This is a genomic window from Streptomyces sp. V4I8 (genome assembly GCF_041261225.1).
Lineage (GTDB): Bacteria > Actinomycetota > Actinomycetes > Streptomycetales > Streptomycetaceae > Streptomyces.
Map to the genome: position 1 here is coordinate 8,433,827 of NZ_JBGCCN010000001.1, position 25,574 is coordinate 8,459,400.

Sequence of the window (25,574 nt, forward strand, 5' to 3'; positions counted from 1 at the left end):
TGTGCGCGCCAGTTCGCTGGGTGCGCACGTCGTGCGCCGGTCCTTCGCGCCTTCGCACGGCCATGTCCCGTGCCGGACATTGCTGTTCTGAGGAAAGTCGGGGCCGGCGGGCCCATCCGGTGACGTCCGGGCACAGGCACCTGCTGACGTCGTCGGAAGCTGTTCGGGGGGAACTGTGCGGAGCGGTAGCAGAGCGGCGGAACGCTGGTCCGCGGCCGGAGCCCGTCGAGGCAGTCGCCCCTCGCCGCCATCACCGACACCCCTCGGCTCCGCCTCCGGGCGGCAGTGGGTACAGGACTTCGTCACCTTCCCGGTCAAGGTCGGGAACCTCGACCGGTCCGGCCCGGCCGACTCCAGCGGCATCATCAAGACAGCCCCGCTCGGCCCTGCTCGGCCGGCCGGGGTGTCCTTCCTCGGGCCGTGGGCCCGGGCGCGTCATGTTCGGTCCGTCGGACGTCGGCTCGGGCGAGGCCCACCCGGGGTGCGCCGCAGGGCGCCCAGGGGTGGCGCGATCGTTACCCCTGTCGATAAGCGGCCCTGAGGGGAATTCCAAGCACGGCTTATAGGTGCTCTCCGGTGTGCGTGGCCGAGAAGATTCCTTGACGGAGCCGGTTGGCAACTGACAGCCTTCACATGGCTGTTGCACATATCTCGCAGGTACGGGAATTGACCAACCCGTCCAGCCTGCCGGAAGAGTGTGCACTCACCTTCTCTTTGGGAGGCCCCGCGCCGAGGGGAGATGTCGGCGAGGAAAAAGCACGGGGGTGCAAGGTGCCGGGCTCCTTCGTGCTGCTTCAGTCCAGGCAGGAACGGGGGCCAAGATGAAAATTCTTCACATGCTGGTCGGGTCGGAACTCGGGCGGCTCGGACAGGAGCTGACGGAGTATCTGACGGACGCCGGGCATTTCGTCTGGATGCTGGACGGCGATCCGGTCGGGCCGGCCGAGTGGCGGGCGCGGGCGACCCACAACACGAGCGTCGTCGACGAAAGCGCGCTCGCGGACCGGCATCTCGACTACGTTGTCGGCTCCGCCGTCGCCGCCGCCTGCCGTCCGGACGTACCGGTGCTCACGCCGGAGCTGCTGGCTTTCGGGGCTCAGTCCGAAGCCCGCTGTACGGTTCGGCTGACCAGGGGCGATGTGCGGGTGTGCGCCACGCCCGCCGCCGGTGACCCGCGAGGAGCGGTCCTCGGCGCGTGCGTCGACGCGGTGATCCGCCTCTCCCGCGAAGGGCACGGATCCCTCGCGCCCGAACCCCGGCGGCAGCGCTCGGACGACCTGCCCGAGTTGCTGCGCATGGAACACGCGGCCGGGCTGCTGGCCGCCCGGGTGCGCGCCGCCGACCGCGCCGAGGACCGCTTCGACCTGGCCGAGGTCATGGGGTCCGACATCGCGGAGGCCCCCGGGGAACGGGAGATCCTGTATTTCCCCATCGATGCCCGGGCGGCGCTCACGCCCGAACGGCTCGAACTGCTTTCCCTGGCCCTGCAGATGGTAATGAACTCCCGGAAGCCGGGGACCTATGTGCACGATGTGCGCACACCGGCCGGGCGAGTGCGCAAATACTTGAACGTTGACCGGGATCTGCGTCACCCGGAACTCCTCGACCGGCTTCACGATCCGCTCTACCGTTCCTGTACGAACGCTTTTTATGAATTCAACGCGCTTTTCTCGCAGGCGCGTCCGCCCCGGATTCTCGTGCATTACAACGGGGCTTCCGGACCCGCCGCGGACGCCGAATCCCCGGATTCCGAGGACGCCCTCCTCGTCCTGAGGTATCGCGACGAACGCGCCCGGCTGGAGGTGGAGGCGCCCGCGGGGCTGCCGTTCCTCGCCGTGCTGCGTGACCATGTCGACGCCTTCCTCGCCCGGCTCGACGGATTCGAACAGGGCCGCACCACCCTCGGGGCCCTGCTGTGCCTGCCCGACGCGCTGCGGCGCGGTCTGCCGGCGCGGGCCCTGGAAACCCGTGCCCCGTATGACGAACGGCCCCTGCACCACCTGGTGGAGGAGCAGGCCGCGCGGCAGCCCGACGCAGCCGCCGTGGTGCAAGGCGGCACGACCCTGACCTACCGGGAGTTCAACGAGGCGGCCAATCGTTTCGCCAGGCTGCTCCGGGACCGCCACGGACCCCGCCCCGGCGACCTGATCGCCCTGTACCTGGACCGCACCGAGCATCTGCTGGTCGCCGCGATGGCCGTGCTCAAGCTGGGGTGTGCCTACGTCCCGCTGGACCTCGGCTCTCCCGCGCGCCGCACCGCCGCTATCCTCGCCGACAGCGAGCCCGTCCTGGTCGTCAGCGACACCGCGCACCACACGGGGCTCGACGACATCGCCGTGGGCATCCCCGTGGTGGCGGCCGACTCCGACGACGTACGGGACGTGGCAGCCACCTATGACGGAGCCGACCTCGGCGTGCCTGTCACCGGCTCGGACCTCGCGTACGTCATCTACACCTCGGGGACCACCGGCAGCCCCAAGGGCGTCGCCGTGGAGCACCGCGGCTACCTCAACATCGCCCAGGACATCGGCCGATGCGTCGGCTTCCGGCGCGGCGAACGCATGCTGGCCGTCACCACCGTCGCCTTCGACATCTCCACGCTGGAGCTGTACATGCCGCTCCTGCACGGCGGCACCGTCGTCCTGGCCGGCCGCGCCGACCTGCTCGACGTCTCCCGCCTCGTCGAACTCATCGAGGACGGCGTGTCCGTCGTCCAGGCGACGCCCTCCCTGTGGCAGCTGATCACCCAGAACCTCGGCGGCAAGCGGCTTCCCGTGCGGGCCCTGTGCGGCGGCGAGGCCCTGCCGCCGCAGCTCGCGGCCACCCTCGTCGCCACGGTGGACCAGTGCTGGAACGTGTACGGCCCCACGGAGACCACCGTCTGGTCCACCCGCCGCCTCCTCACCCCCGACGACTCGCGTCCGCTGATCGGGACCCCCGTCGCCAACACCCGCTGCTATGTGCTGGACGAGGAGCTGCAACCCCTGCCCCCGGGTGTCGCGGGCGAGCTGTGCATCGCCGGCACCGGTCTGGCCCGCGGCTATCTGAACGCCCCCGAGCTGACCGCGAGCCGGTTCGTCGCCCCGCCGCCCGCGACCGACGGCACCGGCGCGGCCGTACCCGAGGAGCGCCTCTATCGCACCGGCGATCTGGTGCGCGCCCTTCCGGACGGCGAACTGGAGTTCATCGGCCGCAACGACTTCCAGATCAAGCTGCGCGGACACCGCATCGAACTCGGCGAGATCGAGAGCGCGCTGACCGCCCACCCCGCAGTCCGGCAGAGACTCGTCATCGTCCACGAACCGCCCCGCGCGCCGGGCGACACCGACACGCCCGCCGACGACGTCCGCTATCTCGTCGCCTACTACGTGGCACCCGAACCACCCGCCCAGGAGGAACTCCAGCGCCATCTGGCCGGGCTGCTGCCCGACTACATGATGCCGACCGTGCTCGTCCCGCTGGAGACCATGCCGCTGAACGTCAACGGCAAAGCCGACCGCGGCGCACTGCCGGACCCCGGCGAGTTCCTCACCACAGGGCATGTCGCGCCGGCCGACGAGCTGGAGACCCGCCTGTGCGAACTCTGGGCCGAGGTGCTCGGCGGGACCGGCCGGGCCGTGGGCGTCACCGACGACTTCTTCCAGTGCGGCGGCAACAGCATCCTGGGCATCAGGCTCGTCAACCGCATCAACCGCGAGCTGGGCTGCGACCTCCGCATCCGCGACGTCTTCCGCGAGAAGACGGTCCGCCGGCTGGCCCCGCTCGTCGCCGCGAGCCTCGGCGGCTTCGCCTACCGCGACCACGTCCTCGACGGCACCGACACCGACCACCTCCACGAGCCCTTCCCGCTCACCAACGTCCAGCAGACCTACTACCTGGGCCGCTTCCACAACTTCGAGCTCAGCAACGTCTCGACCCACGTCTACAGCGAGTTCCGCTACGGCAGCGTCGACCACGAGCGGCTGGAGAGCGCGTTCAACCGGCTCATCGAACGCCATCTCGCCCTGCGCACGGTCTTCACCGACGGACAGCAGCGCTTCCTGCGGGAGGTCCCCCGGCACCGGATCCCGTTCCACGAACTGCGTGACGAAGGCGAGTTGGCGGAACTGCGCGGCCGGTACGCCCACAAGCTGTACGACCCCGAGCGGTACCCGCTCTTCGACATCGTGCTGAGCCGCCTCGACGGAGTCTTCCGGCTGCACATCAGCTTCGACGCCCTCGTCATCGACATGGCGAGCTTCGACATCCTCTTCGACGAGTGGGCGCGGCTCTACGCCGATCCGCAGTGCTGCCTGCCCGACCTCGGCGTCAGCTACCGCGACTACGTCCTCCAGTACGAGAAGGTCCGCGACAGCGAGCTGCTGCTGAGGGACCAGCGGTACTGGGAGGACAAGGCCGACGACTACCAGCTCGACCTGCGGCTGCCGCTGCGGACCCACCCCTCCGGCGTCGGCACCCCCGTCTTCCGGCGCAAGAGCGCCGTCATCCCCACCGCCGTATGGGAGAAACTGGCCGACCGCTGCCGCCGCCACGGCATCAGCCCGACCGCCCTCGTCCTGGACGTGTTCGGACGGGTACTCGGCCACTGGAGCGGCCAGGACCGGCTCTGCGTCAACCTCACGCTGTTCAACCGGCTGCCCCTGCACCCCGACATCGACGGCGTCATCGGCGACTTCACCGTCCTGGAACTCTTCGACCACCGCACGGCACACGGCATCGGCGTCGCCGACACCCTGCGCCGTGTCCACGGCGACCTGCTCCGGGACATCGACCACCAGCTGTTCGACGGCGTCGACTTCCAACGGCTGCTGAAGACCCGCCACTCCATGCCCGTCAGCAAGATCGTGGCGCCCGTCGTCCTCACCAGCACCCTGGGCGCCAAGACGAACGCCAGCATGTTCGAACTCGTGCTGGACGACTCGTACCAGGGAGTCGACCACGCCATCTCCCAGACGCCGCAGGTGTGGCTGGACAACAAGGCGTACGAGACGGACGAGGGCTTCGTCGCCGAGTGGGACTACGTCGAGCAGCTCTTCGACCCGGCCGTCCTCGACGCCATGCACAGCGCCTACTGCCGGCTCATCGGGGAACTCGCCGAACTCGACTGGGAGACCGCCGAGTTCCCGTCCCTCCCGGTGCCCGCGGAGGACCTCGCCCTCATCGAGGCGGCGAACACGACCGGGGACGCTTCGGGGGAGGAGACCCTCTTCGGCCTCTATGAGCGCCGGCTCGACGACAGCCGCCGCGCCGCCGTGGCGGTCATCGACGCCGGGACCGGCCGCAGTCACACCTACGGCGAGCTGTACGGGGACTCCGAGCGGCTGGCCCGGCGGCTGCGCGGTGCCCTCGGCGACACGACCGGCGAGCGGCTGGTCGGGGTGCTCGCGGAGAAGGGCTACCTCCAGGTCGTCGGCACGCTCGCGGTGATGAAGTCCGGCGCCGCGTACGTCCCGCTGAACGTCGAGTGGCCCGGCGGACGCCTTGCCGAGGTGCTGGCGCAGGCGGGTGCCGGGGTGGTGCTGGTGTCCCGGGCGCAGGCGGCGCGGCCGGAGGTGGCCGCGTTGGGCGACGCCGGGTGCCGGGTGCTGGTGGTGGAGGATCTGCCGGCCGGCGATGACGTGGAGGCCAGGCTGCCGCGGGTGGACCCGGACGACGTGGCGTATGTGATCTTCACGTCGGGTTCGACGGGCCGCCCGAAGGGAGTGACGATCAGTCACCGGGGGGCGGTAAACACGCTGTTAGCGGTCAACGACCGGTTCGGTGTCGGTTCCGGTGATCGTGTGCTGGCGCTGTCGGAGCTGAGCTTCGACCTGTCGGTGTACGACCTGTTCGGTGTGCTGGCCGCCGGTGGGGCGATCGTGTTCCCGGCGCAGGGGGAGACGAAGAATCCGGCGCACTGGGTGGAGTTGGTGCGACGGCATCGGGTGACGGTGTGGAACAGCGTGCCGCAGTTGGCCGGTCTGCTGGCCGACGAGGCCGGTGACGTGCCGGGTGCCTTGGGCTCTCTTCGGGCGGTGTTGCTGTCCGGTGACTGGATCCCCACCCAACTGCCCGAGCGCCTATGGGAGTTGTCGCCGGGCGTGACAGTGATGAGCCTGGGCGGTGCCACGGAGGGCAGCATCTGGTCGATCTGGCATGAGGTCGACCGGGTCGATCCGACGTGGACCAGCGTCCCCTACGGCACGGCCATGCCCGGCCAGCGTATGTATGTCCTCAACGGTGCGGGTGAGCACTGTCCGGTCGGGGTCGCGGGGGAGATCCACATTGGGGGAGGGGGTGTCGCGCTGGGCTACTGGAGGGACGAGGAACGCACCGCGGAACGGTTCGTCGAGCACCCCATGCTCGGGCGTCTGTACCGCACAGGTGACCTGGGTCGATGGACCCGGGACGGCTGGATCGAGTTCCTCGGCCGTGACGACTTCCAGGTCAAGCTCAACGGCTACCGCGTCGAACTGGAGGAGATCGCCGCCAAGTTGAGCCGACTGCCCGGCGTGGACAAGGCCGTCGCCCGGGTGCAGAAGGACGACACGCAGGACCGCCTGGTCGCCTACCTGGTGCCCGAGCCGGGGCACACACCGTCGGCGGATGCCGACGAGGGCGGCCTCGACAAGCAGGCCTTCGTCCTCGGTGCGCCGGGCCTTCTCGACGATGCCGTGCCGCGCCTCGCCCTGGAGATCCACCGCGACCCGGCGGAGTACGCGCGAGCCAAGAGCTACCGGCACTTCCTGGACGCACCCGTCGACCCGGCCCTGGTGCGCGGGCACTTCGCGGAGCTGACGGCACCCGTGGGCCGCGCCATGGAGGGCACTGCCGACAACGCCACACCCTCCGGAGCCGAGGACCTCGCCGCGGTCCTCGGCGTGCTCTCCGCGGTGAGCCTGCCCGGCCGTACGCTGCCCAAGTACCGTTACCCGTCCGCGGGCAGCACCTACCCGGTACGCACCTTCCTGCGCACCCCCGAGGACGCAGGGCACCGGCACGGCGGACACCTGTACTTCCACCCGCTGACCGGGGAACTCGGCGCGCACCAGCTGGACGCGGTCGCCGCCCGGCCGAGGGACGACGGCAGCGAACTGCACCTCGTCGTCCACTGGCCCGCCATCACCCCGCTCTACGCGGACCGGTCGCGGCACCTGGCGCTGCTGGAGGCCGGGCACATGCTCGCCCTGCTCACCGAGGCGCTGGACGCGCGAGGCCTCCCGTACCGCGTGGTGCCCGAGGAGCGGGCGCTTGACGCGGAGCACACCGGGGTGTGCCGCATCGTCCTCGGCGCACCCGGCGGGTTCCGCCCGGCCCCGCTGGACCTGGGCTGCTGGATCAGGGACGCCGACGGCGCGCCGCGGTTCGCCGAACCCGACGGAAGCCGCCGCTACGACCTTTCCGCCGTGCCCGTCTTCGACCGGGGCGACGACGCCCACGCGGTCCTCGGCCGGGCCCGCTGCCTGCTCACCCTGGAGGGAGAGGCCACGCCCGAGCATCTGCTGTCGGCCGGGTTCCTCTTCCAGCGGCTCGCGGAGCGGCTGCGCGCCGAGGGCTTCGGCACCTGCCCGCTGGGCCTGACGCCCACCGACCGTACGGTGTACGCCCTCGCGGTCGGGGCCGTGGACGAGGAGGCGCGGCAGGCCCCCGAGAGCCCCGCCGAACCGCCCACCCTCGTGGAGGTCGTCACCGGCGAGCTGGCCCGCGCCCTGCCCGAGTACATGCTGCCCACCGGCTACCGCGTCCTGGACGCCCTGCCGCTGAGTGCCAACGGCAAGCTCGCCGCCGACCGGCTGCCGCCGGTGGAGTCCGAGGGCACCTACGTCGCGCCCGCGACCGCCACCGAGCGGGCCCTGGCCGAACTCTGGGCACGGATCCTCGGGCGCCCGGCCGAGGCGATCGGCACGACCGACAGCTTCTTCGCCGTCGGCGGCAACTCGCTGGCCGCCATGCGGCTGGTGCGTCTGCTCCAGCGCGACCTGGGGTGCGATCTGAAACTCCGGGACCTGTACGCCAACGACACGATCCGCACGCTCGCCGAGCACATGGGCGCGGCCCCGGCGGACGTAGCACGTGAAGAGGGAGAGCTGTGAACTCCGAGCTGGAACTGCTGAACGACCTCCGAGCCGCCGGAGTTCTCCTGTGGGCCAAGGGCGAGGGCCGCCTCGGCTTCTCCTTCCCGCAGGCCACCGGCTTCCCGCAGCCGCTCAAGGAGCGGGTGAGCCGCCGCAAGCGGGAGCTGCTGCGCATCCTGGAACTGAACCAGGCCGACAGCGAGGAACGGGCCCGGCGGACCACCCACTGGAAACTGCCCGACGCGGCCCACGACCGGACGCTGCTGTCGGTACAGAAGGGCATGTACCTCCAGGGCCGCATCGACGCACTCGGCCACACCTACACCATCCCCCTCTTCGTCGAACTCACCGGCACCGACGCCGAGTCGGCCGAGCGAGCCGTGCACGCCCTGCTGGCCGCCGAGCCCATCCTGCGCATGAGGGTGCGCGAGGACCTGTCGTACGACGTACTGCCCGCCGACGCGTTCACGGTCGCTCGCGGCAGGGTCACGGAGGACCGTCTCGACGCACTGCGCGACGAGCGCGCCCGCACCGCCTTCCCGCTGTCCGACGGCCGGCTGATCCACCCCGAGGTCATCGAGGTGACCGGCACCGGCGCGGTCGTGGTGGGTCTGACGCACCATCACATGCTATCCGACGCCTACTCGGCGGATCTCCTCGTGCACCGCCTGATCACGCTGCACGACACATCCACGGACGACACACTCCTGGGTGGCGCTCCCACAGACGGAGAACCCACGGACGGAGAAGCCACGCTGGACTACTTCGACCTCGTGGCCCAGCAGCGGATCGAGCTGGCCGAACCCGAGTGCGCCGCAGCCCGCGACCGTCTCGCCCGCCGCCTCGCCGCCGCCGGCAAACCGCGGCTCGGGCGCAGGGCCGCGCGCGGCGCCGACAACCGGGCCGCCACCCTCCACCGCACCCTGGACCCGGACACCCACCGGGCGCTCACCGACCTGGCCGCCCGGCACCGGCTGAGCCGGTACGCCCTGCTGTTCACCGGCCTCTACCACACGCTCAGCAGCTTCACCGGCGGTCAGGACGACTTCGCCGTCGCCCTCACCGTCGCCAACCGCCCGCCCGCCTTCCAGTCCGCGATCGGCCCGTTCGTCAACACGCTGCCCCTCATGCCGGAGTACCGCGGCGGCGACACGTTCCTCGACAACGCGCGGCGCGTCAACGACGCGGTCGTCGACCTGAACCAGCATCACCAGCTCAACATCGACATGCTGGCCGACGCCCTGCCCGGGGGTGCCGCGGACCTGGCCGACACCCTCCCCGTGCTGTTCACCCTGCACAACTTCACGCCCGTCCGGATGCCCGCCACCACCCTCGGGCACCGCGTGCTGCCGTACGAGGACCTTGCGGAGAAGTTCGGGATCTCCGTCATCGCCAAGGAGGGCGACGACCGGGTCGACTTCACCGTCACCTACGCCGAGGCCCGCTACGCACACGAGCAGGTCGAGGCGCTGCTCGACGCCTACCTCACCGTGCTGCGCTCGGCGGCGGCCACGCCCGACGCCGTCATCGACCAGCTGGACCTGATGCCGCCGCCCGAGGCGACGCGCCGCACGGCCGAGTGGAACGCCACCGAACGGGACCACGGGCCGGCCCGCACCGCCGTCGAGATGTTCGAGCTGCAGGTGCGGCGCTCACCGGACGCCACCGCCGTCGTCCACGCCGGACGCCGACTGACGTACCGTCAACTCAACGAACGAGCCAACCACTTGGCCCATCTGCTGCGGCACCGGTACGCGGTGGCTCCGGGCAGCCTGGTCTGTCTGCGGCTGGACCGCGGCGAGCACATGCTCATCGCGGTGCTCGCCGTTATGAAGGCGGGCTGCGCCTACGTCCCCGTCGACACGGACGCCCCGCATGAGCGGCTGCGCTTCATCCTCGCCGACACCGGCAGCCCGCTGCTGCTCACCGACGCCCGCAACCGGACGGCCTGCACGGCGGCGGACCCCGGCGTGCCGGTCGTGGCCGTGGACGAGGATCTCCACGAGGAGGGCCCCGAGGCCTCCGACGAGGGCGCCGCGCCCGTCGGGCAGCCCCACGCCGACCCCGGCCTGCCGCTCACCGGCTCCGACCTCGCCTACGTGATCTACACCTCCGGCACCACGGGCCGGCCGAAGGGCGTGCTGTGCGAGCACGGCGGGCTGGTCAACCGCGTCCAGTGGATGAACCGGATGTTCCCGCTCGGCCCCGACGACCGCGTCCTGCAGAAGACGCCGTACGTCTTCGACGTGTCCGTATGGGAGCTGCTGTGGGCCGTCTGGTACGGCGCGGCCGTGGTCTTCGCCGAGCCTGGCGCCCACAGGGACCCGTACGCGCTGACCGGGCTCATCGAGCGGGAGCGCGTCAGTGTCGTCCACTTCGTCCCCTCGATGTTCGCCGTCTTCCTGGAGGCGGCCGACGGCACGGCAGGAGCTCCGGAGGCGCTGGCGGGGCTGCGCCTCGTCTTCTGCAGCGGTGAGGAGCTGAAGCCGGCCCAGGTCCGCGACGCCCACCGGCTGCTGCCGGGCGCGCACCTGCACAACCTGTACGGGCCCACCGAGGCGTCCATCGACGTCCTGCACCACCCGTGCACCGACCCGGACCCGGACACCGTGCCCATCGGCACCCCCATCGACAACACCCAGGTGTACGTGCTGAACGCGGCGCGCCGGCCGCTGCCCGCCCACGCCGTCGGCGAGCTGTACCTCGGCGGCACCGGACTCGCCCGCGGCTACCTGAACCGCCCCGAACTCACCGCCGAGCGCTTCGTGCCCAACCCCTTCGGCGAGGGCCGTCTGTACCGCACCGGCGACCTGGTGCGGCAACGGCCCGACGGGACGGTCGAGTTCCTGGGCCGCGACGACTTCCAGGTCAAGATCCGCGGCTACCGGATCGAACTCGGCGAGATCGAGGCCGCGCTCACCCGGTGCGCCGGTGTCCGCCAGGCCGTCGCCCTGGTGCGGCAGCCCGACCCACGGCACCAGTACCTGGTGGGCTACTACGTCGCCGACCACCCCCTCGACGAGACCGTCCTCACCCGGGCCCTGCACGAGACGCTGCCGCCGTACATGGTGCCCGGCACCCTGGTCCACCTGACCGCGCTGCCCGTGACCCTCAACGGCAAGCTGGACCGACGGGCCCTGCCCGACCCCGGCCTGCCCCACGTCAGCGAGGAGCGGCTCGCCCCCCGCACCCCGCTCGAGGAACGGGTGCGCGACCTGTGGGCCGACTGTCTCGGACTGCGCCCCGAGGACCTGGGCGTCCGTGACGACGTGACCCGGCTGGGCATGGACAGCATCGTCGCGATCCGGGTGGCCGGCAGGCTGCGCAAGGAACTGGGCGTCACGATCGCCGTCCGCGACATCTTCTCCCTGCCCACCGTCGAACAGGTCGCCCAGGTCGCCGCCCTCGCCGATGCCGAGCCGGTCGCCGATGCCGTGGTGCTCGCCGAACAGGGGTCGCTGGCGGGTGAGGTGCCGTTGCTGCCGGTGCAGGAGTGGTTCTTCGGGCGGGAGTTCGTGCGGCCGGGGCACTGGAACCAGTCGTTCCTGGTACGGACACCGGAGCTGGACGCGGAGCGTCTGGAGGGGGCGTTGCGGGGGCTGGTGGAGCGCCATGACGCGTTCCGGCTGCGCTTCCGGGAGAGCGGCCAGATCTATGACGTGGCTGCTGAGTTCCCGGGGTTGCGGGTGCTGGACGTGCGGGAGTTGCCGGGCGGTGAGGGCACGCGGGAGTTCGAGGCGGCCCTGCGTGAGCGGTTGACCGACTGGCAGAGCGGCTTCGACCTGGAGCAGGGTCCGGTGGCTGCCTTCGGGTACCTGCACGGGTACGCCGATGGCGGCAGCCGCGTGTTCATCGCCCTGCATCACCTGATCACCGACACGGTCAGCTGGCGGATTCTCGCCGAGGATCTGCATTCCCTGTACGAGGGCCGCGATCTCGGTCCGAAGGGGACGAGCTATCGGCAGTGGTCCCAGGCCGTGGCGGACTACGCCCGTCAGCGACCGGACGAGACCGCCTACTGGGAGGACCTGCTCGCCGACTTCGCCCCCGGCATCGGCGGATGGACCGACACGGGCACCGACCGCAGCGAGGAGTTCGCCCTCGCCGAGGACGCCACCCGCGACCTGCTCGGCCCGGCCCACCGCGCCTATCACACCCGCGTCGACGACCTGCTGCTCACCGCGCTCGCCCGCGCCCTGCAAGCCGTGGCGGGCGGGGACGTCCACCACGTGGTGCGCGAGGGCCACGGCCGCGAGGACATCGCGCCCGGCCTCGACGTCAGCGGCACCCTGGGCTGGTTCACCACCCTGCACCCGGTGCGGCTGCCGCTGGCCGACGACCTCGGCGCGAGCATCCGCGCCGTCAAGGAGAGCCTGCGTGCGGTACCCGCGGGCGGCATCGGCCACGGCGCGCTGCTCGGCCGGCGCTCTCCGTCTGCGCCCCTTCCCCCGGTGTGGTTCAACTACCTGGGCCGGCTCGACGCGGAGAGCGCCGCCACCACCGGCTCCACCGGATGGCGGCTCGTGCTGGAGGACGGCGGCGAGACCATGCCGGCCTGCAACACCACCGGCGCGCTGCTGACGGTCCTCGCCCACGTCGGCGAGGGCAGGCTGCACGTCCGTCTGGACAGCAGGCTGGACGCCGCCACCACCCGGGCGCTGGCCGACGCCCTCGAAGCGGCCCTCACCGAGGTCGTCAGCCACTGCGGGAACCGCACCACCGTGCGCTACACGCCCAGCGACTTCCGGGACGTCCGGGGCGAGGCCGACCTGTCGGCCCTGCCACCCGCGCCGGGCGCCGACCCCGGCGACTGGTTCGACATGACCGAGATCCAGAAGGCCTATCTGGTCGGCCGGCTCGGCAACTACGAGATCGGCAACGTCGCCAACCACGTCTACAGCGAATACCACTACCGGGACCTGGACACCGACCGCCTCCAGGAGTCCGTCAACCGGCTGATCGCCGAGTGCGACGTACTGCGCACCGTGTTCTCCGCCGAGCGGCTCCAGCAGCGCGTCCTGGACCCCACCGAGGTACCCCGCTACGAGGTCCGGGTCCACGACCACACCGACCGCGACCACGACCCCGACCGGCCGAGCCCGGTCCGGGAGCGGCTGTCCCACCACCTCTACGACCCGGAGCGGTTCCCGCTGTTCACCTTCGAGGTGAGCCGGTTCCGCGACCGCAGCGTGCTGCACGTCAGCTGGGACCTGATCGCCCTCGACGTGCAGAGCAGGCTCGCCGTCATGCGACGCCTCGACGACATCCACCGGGGCACCGACCGGCGCCCGCCGCTGCCCGCGGCCGCCTTCAAGGACTACCAGGACTACGTCACCCTGCTGAAGCACTCCCGGTGGTACGAGGCCGACCGCGTCTACTGGCAGGACCGGCTGGCGGGCCTGCCACTGCGCTGCACCCTGCCGTTCGCCACCTCGCCCGACAGCGTCACCCACCCCCGCTTCGCCGAACACACCCTGCGCGTCGGCCCCGACGTATGGGGCCGGTTCAAGGAGCGGGCACGGCAGCACGGTGTGTCGACGTCCTCGGTGCTGCTCGCCCTGTTCGGCAGCGTCGTCTCGTACTTCTCCGGGGCCCGCGAACTGCCCATCACTCTCACCCTGTTCAACCGCCTCCCGGTGGTCGAGGGCACCGACGAACTGCTCGGCAACTTCACCTCCACCGTCCTCCACCATCACACCGACCGCGGCGGTGACGCCGAGACCCTGACCCGGCACACGCACGACCTCCTGTGGGAGAACATCGGCCACGCCCTGTACTCGGGCGTGGAGGTCCAGCGCGATCTGAGCCGGCTGCACGGCCTCGACCTGACCCGCGCCGTGTCGCCGATCGTGTTCACCGGCGTGGTCGGCCAGGAGACACGTGAGGTCGACCGGGCCGCGTTCCTCGACGACCGCGAGCTGACGGCGGAACGCCACTGGAGCGCCCAGACCTCCCAGGCCTGGATCGACCTCCAGGCAGTCGAGATCGCCGACGGCTTCATGAGCAAGTGGCTCTATGTCGACCAGCTCTTCGACCGCACCTTCATCGACCACCTCAACCGTGTGTACTGCACCCTCATCGAGCACCTCGCGAACGCGGACTGGTCGACCGGGCTGCCCCGCGACCGCTACCTCCCCGAAGCCGACCGCGCCCTCGTCGAGGCGGCCAACGCCACCGGCGCCCCTTCCGGTGAGGAGACCCTTTTCGGCCTCTACGAGCGCAGGCTCGACGACGACCGCCGCGCCGCCGTGGCGGTCATCGACGCCGGCACCGGCCGCACCCACACCTACGGCGAACTGCACGACGACTCCGAGCGGCTGGCCCGGCGGCTGCGCGGCGCCCTCGGCGACACGACCGGCGAACGGCTCGTCGGCGTGCTCGCGGAGAAGGGGTACGCCCAACTGCTGGCCACCGTGGCCGTGATGAAGGCCGGACTCGCCTATCTGCCCCTGCACGTCGACTGGCCGACGGGCCGCGTCCAGGACGTACTGGCGCAGGCGGGTGCCGGGGTGGTGCTGGTGTCGCGGGCGCAGGCGGCGCGTTACGAGGGGGACGGGTGCCGGGTGCTGGTGGTGGAGGACCTGCTCGCCGGTGACGGTGCGGAGGCCGCCCTGGCGGAGGTCGACGCCGAAGACGTGGCGTATGTGATCTTCACGTCCGGCTCGACGGGGCGTCCGAAGGGAGTGACGGTCAGTCACCGGGGCGCGGTGAACACCTTGCTGGCGGTCAACGACCGTTTCGGCATCAGCGGTGGGGATCGTGTGCTGGCGTTGTCGGAGCTGAGCTTCGATCTGTCGGTGTACGACCTGTTCGGTGTGCTGGCGGCCGGCGGGACGATCGTGTTCCCGGTTCAGGAGGAGACGAAGAATCCGGCGCACTGGGTGGAGTTGGTGCGACGGCACCGGGTGACGGTCTGGAACAGCGTGCCGCAGTTGGCCGGTCTGCTGGCCGACGAGACCGGTGAGCTGCGGACCTTGCGGTCGGTGTTGCTCTCGGGTGACTGGATTCCCACTCAACTCCCTGCTCGACTGCGGAAGTTGGCCCCCGAAGCCAAGGTGATGAGCCTGGGTGGTGCCACGGAAGGCAGCATCTGGTCCATCTGGCATGAGATCGGGGAGGTCGATCCCGCGTGGACCAGCGTCCCCTACGGCACTGCCATGCCCGGTCAGCGCATGTATGTCCTCAACGGTGCGGGTGAGCACTGTCCGGTCGGGGTCGCGGGGGAGATCCACATTGGGGGAGGGGGTGTCGCTCTCGGTTACTGGAGGGACGAGGAACGCACCGCGGAACGGTTCGTCGAGCACCCCATGCTCGGGCGTCTGTACCGCACAGGTGACCTGGGTCGATGGACCCGGGACGGCTGGATCGAGTTCCTCGGCCGTGACGACTTCCAGGTCAAACTGAACGGCTACCGCGTCGAACTGGGTGAGATCGAAAGCGCGTTGACCCGCGAACCGGAGATCGCGCAGAGCGTGGTCCTCGTCAGGGAACAGGACGCCCGGGCCGACCGCGCCCGGCAGCTCCTCGTCGCCTACTACGTCTCCCCGGCCCCGCTCGACGCCACGCGCCTGAGCGAACGGCTCTCCGCGCACCTGCCGGCGTACATGGTCCCCGAGGTCTTCGTGCACCTCGCGGAACTGCCGCTCAGCCCCAACGGCAAGCTCGACCGCGACGCTCTCCCCGAACCCGCGCCGACCGTCGAGGACATCGTGCCGCCCCGCGACGAACGCGAGCGGCGCCTGCGCGACGTATGGGCCGACGTGCTCGGCATGCCCGCCGAACAACTGGGCATCACCATGGATCTGATGAGGCTCGGCATGGACAGCATCGTCGCCATCCGCGTGGTCAGCCGGATCCGCCGACAGTTCGGCGTCCGGGTCGGCGTACGGGACGTCTTCGAGCACCGTACGGTCGAGCGCTTCCACGACCGCGTGCTCGCCGTCGCCGAAACGGACACCGCCGTGCTCGCCGAGCAGGGAATGCTGGCCGGTGAGGTGCCGCTCCTTCCGGTCCAGGAGTGGTTCTTCGGGCGGGAGTTCGTGCGCCCAGGACACTGGAATCAGTCGTTCCTGGTGCGGACGCCGGAGCTGGATCCGGAGCGTCTGGAGAGGGCGTTGCGGGCGTTGGTGGAGCGTCACGACACATTCCGGCTGCGTTTCCGGGAGGGCGTGCAGTTCTACGACGCTGAGGCCCAGGTTCCTGCCTTGCGGCTGTTGGATGTGCGGCAGCTGTCCGAAGAGGTGGTCCGTGAGCGGTTGACCGACTGGCAGAGCGGCTTCGACCTGGAGCAGGGTCCGGTGGCTGCCTTCGGGTACCTGCACGGGTACGCCGATGGCGGCAGCCGCGTGTTCATCGCCCTGCATCACCTGATCACCGACACGGTCAGCTGGCGGATTCTCGCCGAGGATCTGCATTCCCTGTACGAGGGCCGCGATCTCGGTCCGAAGGGGACGAGCTATCGGCAGTGGTCCCAGGCCGTGGCGGACCACGCCCGTCAGCGACCGGACGAGACCGCCTACTGGGAGAACCTCCTCGCCGACCTGGACGAGGCCCCCGTACCGCTGCGGGACACGGGCGTGTCCGTGGACTCCGAGATCACGCTCGACGCGCGCCGCACAGGGCTGCTCCTCGGTGACTGTCAGCGCGTCCACGGCACGCGGGTCGACGAGTTCCTGCTCGCCGCGTTCACCCGCGCCCTGGCCGACCTGACCGGCCGCCCGGTCCACCATCTGATGGTCGAGGGACACGGCCGCGAGGACATCGCGCCCGGCCTCGACGTCAGCCGCACGCTCGGCTGGTTCACCACCCTGCACCCCGTGCGCGCGGAGACGCACGACGACCCCGGGCGCACGCTCGCGACCGTCAAGGACGGGCTGCGTGCGGTGCCGGGCAAGGGCGTCGGGTACGGGCCACTGTGCGGCTACGACCGCCCGCTGCCCCGCGTGTGCTTCAACTACCTGGGCCGGCTCGACACGGGGAACACCGGCCCCTGGCAGGTCGCGGACGAGCCCGGCGGCGAGTGGAGCGACCCGGCCAACCTGCTGCCGTACGCGGTCACCGCCACCGGCATGGTGACCGCGGGCCGGCTGCGGTTCACCCTGTCCTGCCGCCTGCCCGAGCCGGACGCCCACCGCCTCGCCCGGGCCTTCGAGAACCGGCTGACGGCGCTCGTCGACACCACGGCACACAGCACCCGCACCTACCTCACCGTCGGCGACATCGACGGCCTGCTGCCCCAGGAGCACCTCGACCGGCTCCAGGCCGACCGCGAGCTGGACGGCGTCTTCGCCGCCACCAGCCTCCAGCAGGGGTTCATCCACCACGCCGTCGCCCGGGGCGACGTCGACGACGCCTACCGGGTGCAGGCGGTCTGGGACTACGAGGCCGGCCTCGACCCCGACCTGTACCGCGCGGCGTGGGCGCATGCGCAGCGGAGCTTCGCCGCGCTGCGGCTGCGGTTCGACTGGCAGCACGAGATGGTGCAGGTCGTCGACCGCGAGGCGGCGCTGACCTGGCAGTACGTGGACCTCAGCGGCCACCCTGACGCCGCCGCGCGCGACGCCGCCTTCCAGGCACTGCTGGAGAGCGACCGGGCCACGCCGTACGACCTGCGGGAGAGCGGCCTGTTCCGGGTGTGCCTGGTCAAGTGGGGCACGGACCGCTTCACCTGTGTGCTCAACACCCATCACGCGATCCTCGACGGCTGGAGCAGCCCGCTGCTGCTGCGGGCCCTGCACGACGCCTACCTCGCCCTGCGCGACGGCCGAGCCGCCGAACCCGCCGACGACGACTACGCCGCGGTGCAGCGCGGACTGCGCCGGCACGCTCACGAGCACGACGCGTTCTGGCGCGCCTACGTCGCGGACGCCCCCGACGCCTGCGACCTGAGCGGGCTGCTGCGGCCCGAGGCCCGCGGCACGGACCTGGCCGCCCACCGGCAGGTCCTGCGCCAGGAACAGCGGACGCTGCGACTGCCCCCGGCGCTGCTCATGCGGCTGCGCGCCGTCGCCCAGGACCACGGTGTCACCCTCAACGCCCTGCTCCAGTACGCCTGGCACAAGGTGCTCGGCGGCTACGGCAGGGCCGCCACCACCGTCGTCGGCACCGTGCTCGCCGGGCGCGACCTGCCCGTCGACGGCATCGAGACCTCCGTCGGTCTCCACCTCAGCACCGTCCCGTTGATCGCCCGGCACGGCATCGGCGCCGACAGCGTGATCGAGGAGGTCCAGCGGCTCCAGGACGACCTGCACGAGATCAGCCGCCGCAGCGGCGTCGACCTCGCCGCGCTCCAGACGGGCGGGCGGCGCCTGTTCGACAGCCTGTTCATCTACGAGAACTACCCGGCCGTCACCGACGAGGAGCACGAGCGCCTGCTGCGGCCCCGCTTCCGCTTCCGCCACCAGAAGCGCGACTACCCGCTGGTCCTCTCGGTGACCGAGCGGGACGGACACGTCACACTCGTCCTGGACCACGCCGCGGAACTGTTCGCCTCCGACGCCGCCGACCGCCTGCTGTCCGGCGTCGAGACCGTCCTGCACACCGTCGTGGACGGCCCCGGCACCTCCCCGGCCGATCTCGTACTGACCGGACCGGACCAGGCCTGGCAAGAAGCCGAGTGGAACGCGACCGGCACCGCCGAGCCCGCCGAACAGGTCATCCACCACGCCTTCGAGGCGCAGGCCGCCCGCACACCCACCGCGCCCGCGGTCACCCACGGCGGCACGACACTGACGTACGCGGAACTCAACGCGACCGCCAACCGCCTCGCACGCCTGGCCCGGCACCGGGTGCCCCTCGCACCCGAGGAGCCCGTCCTGCTGCTGCTCGACCGGGGCATCGACACCCTGACCGGTCTGCTCGCCGTGCTGAAGGCCGGCTGTGCCTATGTGCCGCTCGACCCCGGCTACCCGGACGAGCGCATCGCCCGTATCGCCGAAGGCAGCGGCGCCCGCCTGGTGCTCACCCGGACCCGCCACCGCGACCGGCTGAGCGCACGGTTCCCCGACCTGACCGTCCTCGCCGTCGACGCGCCCGAGACGCACGCCGCGTGCGCGGCGCAGAGCGCGGCCGACCTGGACCTGCCCGTCACCGGGGACACCCTCGCGTACGTCCTCTACACCTCCGGCACCACCGGGCAGCCCAAGGGCGTCATGGTGGAGCACCGGGCCTTCACCACCACCATGGCGGCCCTGCGCCGGCGGCACTTCCCCGGGGACGCACCGCTGCACACGTACAGCCTGACCAACTACGTCTTCGACATCTTCGGGCTGGAGTACGGCCTGACCCTGCTCGGCGGCGGCAGCATGGTCCTGGGCGACCCCCTGGTGGCGGAACTCGACTGCACGGGCTACGACTTCGTGCAGCTGACGCCCAGCCTGCTGGAGATGAAGCTGCCCGCGCTGCGCGGCCTCGCGCACACCCGGCTGCTGGTCGGCGGCGAACGGCTGGACAGGCATCTGCTGCGGGCGGCGCTACGCCACTGCCCGCACGTCGTCAACGTCTACGGCCCGACCGAGACCACCATCTGGTCCACGTCCCGCGCCTACACGGCGGCGGACGCCGACGGCCCGCTCCTCGTCACGATCGGCCGGCCCCTGCCGAACGAGCGGGCGTACGTCCTCGACGCGCGGCTGCGGCCCCTGCCCCCGGGCGCGATCGGTGAACTGTACCTGGGCGGCGCCGCCTTGGCCCGCGGCTACCTCGGCGACCCGGAACTCACCCGGGACCGCTTCGTCGACGCGTCCGCCGCAGGTCACGGACGTCTCTACCGCACCGGTGACCTGGCCCGCCGACTGGACGACGGCGAGATCGAGTTCGTCGGCCGCGTCGACGACCAGGTCAAGCTGCGCGGCCACCGCATCGAACTCGGCGAGATCGAGAGCGCGCTGTCGGCGTTCCCCGGCGTACGGCAGAGCGCCGTGATCGTCGGCTCGCTCGACGGCGCGACCGACACACCGGACAGCGCACGCAGCCTCATCGCCTACTACGTCGCCGAGCGGGCCCTCGACGAGGACGCCCTCCGCGAGCACCTCGCCTCGCTGCTCCCGGAGTACATGCGGCCCGCGGCCCTGGTGCACCTGACCGGACTTCCGCTGTCCTACAGCGGAAAGCTCGACGTCAAGGCGCTGCCCGCACCGCACCGCCGGGCCGCCCGGCCCACGGCCGTGGCCCCGTCCGGCGACACCGAACGGCTGCTGGCCGGGGTGTGGCGGGACGTGCTCGGCGTGGACGGGGTCGGCGTACACGACCGCTTCTTCGAGCTGGGCGGCAACTCGGTCCTGCTGACCAAGGTCCACGCCCGCCTCCCCGAGGAGATCCGGCGCACGGTGACCCTGACCGACATGTTCCGCCTGCCGACCATCGCCTCCCTGGCCGCGCACATCACCGGCCGCGGCGACGGGAGCCGGCCGCACCGGGATGCCGTCGCACGCCCGGCCGGTCCGCGGCCCGCGGACACCGGCGGCGGCCGGGACATCGCCGTCATCGGCATGGCGGGCCGCTTCCCCGACGCCGACGACCTGGACGAGTTCTGGCACAACCTGGTCACCGGGCACCACAGCGTCGTACGTCCCACCCGTGCCGAACTGCTCGCCGCGGGCGTGCCGGAGCACGATCTCGACCAGCCCGGCTATGTGCGGGCCCACAGCAGGCTGCGCGACATCCGGTCCTTCGACGCGGAGTTCTTCGGCTACTCGCGCCACGAGGCACGGACCATGGACCCCCAGCACCGGGTGTTCCTGGAATGCGCCTGGCACGCCCTGGAGGACGCGCACTGCGACCCGGCCGCGTACGACGGCGACATCGGGGTGTACGCGGGCGCGGGCCAGAACGACTACGCCCAGGACCACGTACTGCCCTCGCTGGGCGACCCCGACCTGGCCACCCGCTACCAGGTGATGATCAACAACCAGGTCAACTTCCTCTGCACCAAGGTCGCCTACAGGCTCGGTCTGACCGGCCCCGCCGTCACCGTGCAGACCGCCTGCTCCACCTCCCTGGTCGCCGTCCACCAGGCGTGCACGGCACTGCTCGCGGGTGACTGCGACGTGGCGCTGGCCGGCGGCGTGTCCATCGGCAAGCTCCGCGCCGAGGGCTACGTCCACCAGGAAGGCATGGTCTTCTCGCCGGACGGCACCTGCCGGGCCTTCGACGAGGCCGCCCAGGGCACCGTCGAGGGCCAGGGTGCCGGCATCGTGGTCCTCAAGCGGCTCGACCGCGCGCTCGCCGACGGCGACCGCGTCCGGGCCGTCATCAAGGCCACGGCGATCAACAACGACGGCCGGAACAAGGTCGGTTACACCGCCCCCAGCCAGGAACGGCAGGCCGCGGTGATCCGCACCGCCCACGAACGGGCCGGCATCGAGCCCGCGAGCATCGGCTACGTGGAGGCCCACGGCACCGGCACCCCCCTCGGCGACCCCATCGAAGTCGCCGCCCTGCGCCAGGCGTTCACGGCCGCGGACACCGCCTCCGACACCGCCTGCGACACTCCCTCCGACACCGCGCCGCACCGCGTCGCCCTGGGGTCGGTGAAGACCAACATCGGCCACCTCGACGTGGCCTCCGGCATCGCCGGGCTGATCAAGACGGTGCTCTGCCTGGAACACCGCACGCTTGTGCCGACCCTGCACCACACCCGGCCCAACCCCCGCCTCGAACTGGAGAAGACCCCCTTCCACGTCGTCACCGAGCCGACCCCGTGGCCCGACGGCCACCCGGTCCGCCGGGCCGGCGTCAGCTCCTTCGGCATCGGCGGCACCAACGCCCACGTCGTCCTGGAAGAGGCCCCAGCGGCACCGGAACCCACACCCGGGCCCGCCGCACGCACGCACACCCTGTTCATCGTCTCCGCGCCCGCACCGGACGCCCTGGACCGGCAGTCGCAGGCCCTGGCCCGCCATGTCGCCGAGCACCCGGACGTCCCGCTGGAGCGGCTGGCGTACACCCTCAACACGGCCCGGCACCGCTTCCCGCACCACCGCGTCGTCGTCGCCGACGGGCAACAGGACCTCCTCGACCGCCTGGCCGAACCGGAGCGCGCCCCCGTCACCCACCGCCCCGGCCGCCCCGTCGTGTTCCTGTTCCCCGGGCAGGGCGCCCAGTACCGGGACATGGGCCGCGCCCTGTACGCGACCGAGCCCGGCTTCCGGGCCCATGTCGACCACTGCCGGGAGCTGCTGCGCGACCACCTCGGCGCCGACGCCTCCGAGGCCGACCTGCTCGGCCGCACCGACCGGGTCGGGGACACGCGGTTCACCCATGTCGCCCTGTTCGTCGTCGAGTACGCGCTGGCCCGGTGGTTCACGGACCTCGGCATCCGTCCGGCGGCCGTGATCGGCCACAGCCTGGGGGCCTACCCGGCCGCCTGCGTGGCGGGCGTGCTCTCGACGGAGGACGCGCTCACGCTGGTCGCCGAGCGCGGCCGCCTGCTCTCGGACACGCCCCCCGGCGCGATGCTCGCCGTACCCCTGCCCGAGGACCGGGTACGGCCCCGACTCGACCGGCACGGCCTGGATCTGGCCACGGTCAACGACGCCACGAGCTGCGTGGTCTCCGGCCCCGCCGACTCCGTCGACGCGCTCACCGCGGAACTGGCCGCCGAGGGCGTCACGGCCCGCCGCGTAGAAGTCTCACGCGCCTTCCACTCCCGCCTGCTGGACCCGGTCCTCGACCGCTTCGGCGGCGCCCTGGAACGCGTCCGGCTGCGGGAACCCGAGCTGCCGTTCGTCTCCGACCTGACCGGCGACTGGGCCGGACCCGACGAAGTGCGCCGCCCCGCGTACTGGCGCGACCACCTGCGTCGAACCGTGCGTTTCCACGACGCGCTGAGCACCCTGTACGGCGACGAACGCCTGCGGGACGCCGTACTACTGGAAGTGGGCCCCGGCAAGGTCCTCGCCCGAGCGGCCCGCCGCCACCCGGGACGCGCCGGCCGCCTGGTGGTGCCGACCATGCCGTCGGCCGCCGACGCCGGGCACGAGGAGCCGGTCGCGGCGCTGCACGCAGTGGGCACGGCTTGGGCGGCAGGAGCGCATGTAGACGCAGAGGCGCTGCACGGCCTGACGACAGGGGGCCGAGTGCCGCTGCCGGGTTACGCCTTCGCCCGGCAGGAGCATTGGCTGGAAGCCACCCCCACGAATTCAACAGGGGTTCTGCAACGCCCTCCAGGGGCGCGGGGCTGTATCGATATGCGGCTCCGCCGCGGGGCGCGACCAGCCCCAACGGCGCCGCAGACGAACGAGACCGCAACCACGGTGGAACACGCCTGGCGCACAGTCCTCGGCGTAGACACGATCCACCCCGACGACGACTTCTTCGCCCACGGCGGCGACTCCCTGGCCGCCGTACAGCTGGTCGCCCGCATCCACCAACTGACCGGCGTCCGCGTCGAGTTCATGGCACTGGAACGACACACCCCACAGGCCCTCACGGAGGCGCTGGACGAGCTGCGCACCGGATCCCGACCCGAGGCCGACGGGCCTCAGAACCTCGTGGTGATCAAGCCCGGCGCCCCGCACACACGCCCGCCGCTGGTCCTCGTGCACCCCATTGGCGGAGACGTCTTCTTCTACCGGGACCTCGCCGCCTGTCTGCCGGACGACCAGGCCGTGTACGCGATCCGCTCGCCGCTCCTCGCCGGCACCGGCACCGCCGCCCTCGACACCGTCGAGGAGATGGCGGCCCACTACCTCGAACAGCTCGCCGAGTTCGGGCTCAAGCCGCCCTACCGGCTGGGCGGTTCGTCGTTCGGCGGCCTCGTCGCCTACGAGATGGCCCAGCAACTCGACCGGAGCGACGCCCACCGGCCCGGGGTCGTGCTCATCGACAGCCCCGCCCCCGGCAACCTGCCCCGCGAGATGACCGACGACGACATCCTCGACTACCTCATGCGCTACGGCCTGGCCCGGCTGGACGTGACCGGCGAGGAACTGGCGGCACAGCCCACCCTCGATGACCGGATCCGCCTGATCGCCGACCGGGCCCGGGGCACCGAGTTCGAGGCGCTGCTGTCCGCCGACTTCCTGCCCCGCTATCTGCGCGCCTGGCAGCGGCACAACCGGGCCATGCACGCCTACACCGCCCGCCCGTACGCCGGAGACGTCCTGTTCTTCTCCCACCAGGAGGAGATCGAGGAGTTCCCCGCCGACCAGGCCCCGCACTGGCGGCGGCTGGCCCGAGGCCGCTTCCGGAACGTTCCGGTGCCGGGCAACCACCTCAGCATGAACGGGATGCCGCATGTCGCCACGATCGGCGCCCACCTCGCACGGGGAGACAACGGTGAGTGAGCTGACCAGCGGCGCGCGGTGCGCCGTACCTGGCGGCCGGATCTGGTACGACATCCTCAACCCCGGCGCCCCGGGCACCCCGTTGGTCACCGTCCACGGCGGCCCCGGCACCCCCCACGACTATCTGCGGCCCCTCGCCGACGCCCTGCCCGGCCATCCCGTGGTGGTCTACGACCAGACGGGCTGCGGGCGCTCCACACCGTGGCCCACCGACGGGCGGCCCTGGCGGCTGGAACGCCTCGTGGACGAACTCGACGTCCTCGTCACCACCCTCGGCCTGCGGCGCTTCCACCTCCTCGGCCACTCCTTCGGCACGATGATCGCCTGCGACTTCGCGCTGCGCGGCACCCACCGCCCCGACTGGCTGGTCCTGGTCTCGCCGGTGCTGAACGTCCGCAAGTACGAGGAGGACATGCGGCAGTTGCTGTTCCGACTGCCGCCTCGGACGGCCCAGGCCATCAGCGACGCCCTGCGCACCGACCGGTACGACACCGCCGCGTACCGGGAGGCGGCGCTCGTCTTCGCCGAGCGCCATATGTGCCGCGTCGAATGGCCCGACGAACTGGTCGACGCGACCCTCGGCACGGTCACGTCGGTGCGGGACGCCCTGTGGGGGCCCACCGAGTTCCGCGTGACCGGCGGCCTGCGCTCCTACACGCGCAGTGAGCAGCTGCCCGGCCTGGACGTCCCCACCCTGTTCCTGGGCGGGGAGCACGACTTCGTGCCCGCCCGGGCCTGCGAGGCCTACGCCCGGGCCGTACCGCGCGGACAGACGGCGGTCGTCCCGGGCGCCTCCCACATGCCGCACCTGGAGCGACCCGAGCTGTTCGCCAAGGAAGTGCTCACCCGGATCGGCGGACCCGGGTGAGAAAACGAGTTGTGGCGACCGGCGACGATGTGGCTACGATGAGCGACGACCAATCTTGTATCGAGGACCGAACCCGTAGCGAGGACCACACTCGTATCGACGGTCGGCCTCGTACCGGGGAACGCTCAGAAGGGGACACGTTGCAGTCGGCGTCACGCGCCACAGGTGGCGAGCGAGCGGGCCGTAGGCCACGCAACGCGCAGGCCACCTGGTGGCCGCTGATTCGAAGACTCACCACGCACCGCTGACCTTGCCGTGAGCTCCGCAGCTCCCGGCACGGCGCGGTTCCACGTGCCCACCCTCTTCATCCGGCCGGTATCCGGCGTGCCCGCGGTCCGTCGCGCCCTCGCGCGGCCCCGGGGTCCG

3 protein-coding genes are annotated in these 25,574 nt (G+C 71.5%); all 3 read left to right on the forward strand.

Annotation, left to right across the window (positions count from 1 at the left end; translation table 11 throughout):
• Nucleotides 1-836: 836 nt before the first annotated feature.
• The 3 genes from ABIE67_RS38335 to ABIE67_RS38345 are packed head-to-tail and all read left to right on the forward strand — an operon-like array spanning nucleotide 837 to nucleotide 25,208.
• Nucleotides 837-8,072, forward strand: coding sequence for an amino acid adenylation domain-containing protein (locus ABIE67_RS38335; RefSeq protein ID WP_370266123.1), 7,236 nt, complete (start codon nucleotides 837-839; stop codon nucleotides 8,070-8,072).
• Nucleotides 8,069-24,340: an amino acid adenylation domain-containing protein gene (locus tag ABIE67_RS38340; RefSeq protein WP_370266124.1), complete on the forward strand. Its 16,272-nt coding sequence runs from the start codon at nucleotides 8,069-8,071 to the stop codon at nucleotides 24,338-24,340. Before ABIE67_RS38335 ends, ABIE67_RS38340 begins: the two co-directional genes overlap by 4 nt.
• The gene (locus ABIE67_RS38345) at nucleotides 24,333-25,208 is read left to right on the forward strand and encodes a proline iminopeptidase-family hydrolase (protein WP_370266125.1); all 876 of its coding nucleotides are present in this window, start codon (nucleotides 24,333-24,335) and stop codon (nucleotides 25,206-25,208) included. Before ABIE67_RS38340 ends, ABIE67_RS38345 begins: the two co-directional genes overlap by 8 nt.
• The last annotated feature ends 366 nt before the right edge of the window (nucleotides 25,209-25,574 follow it).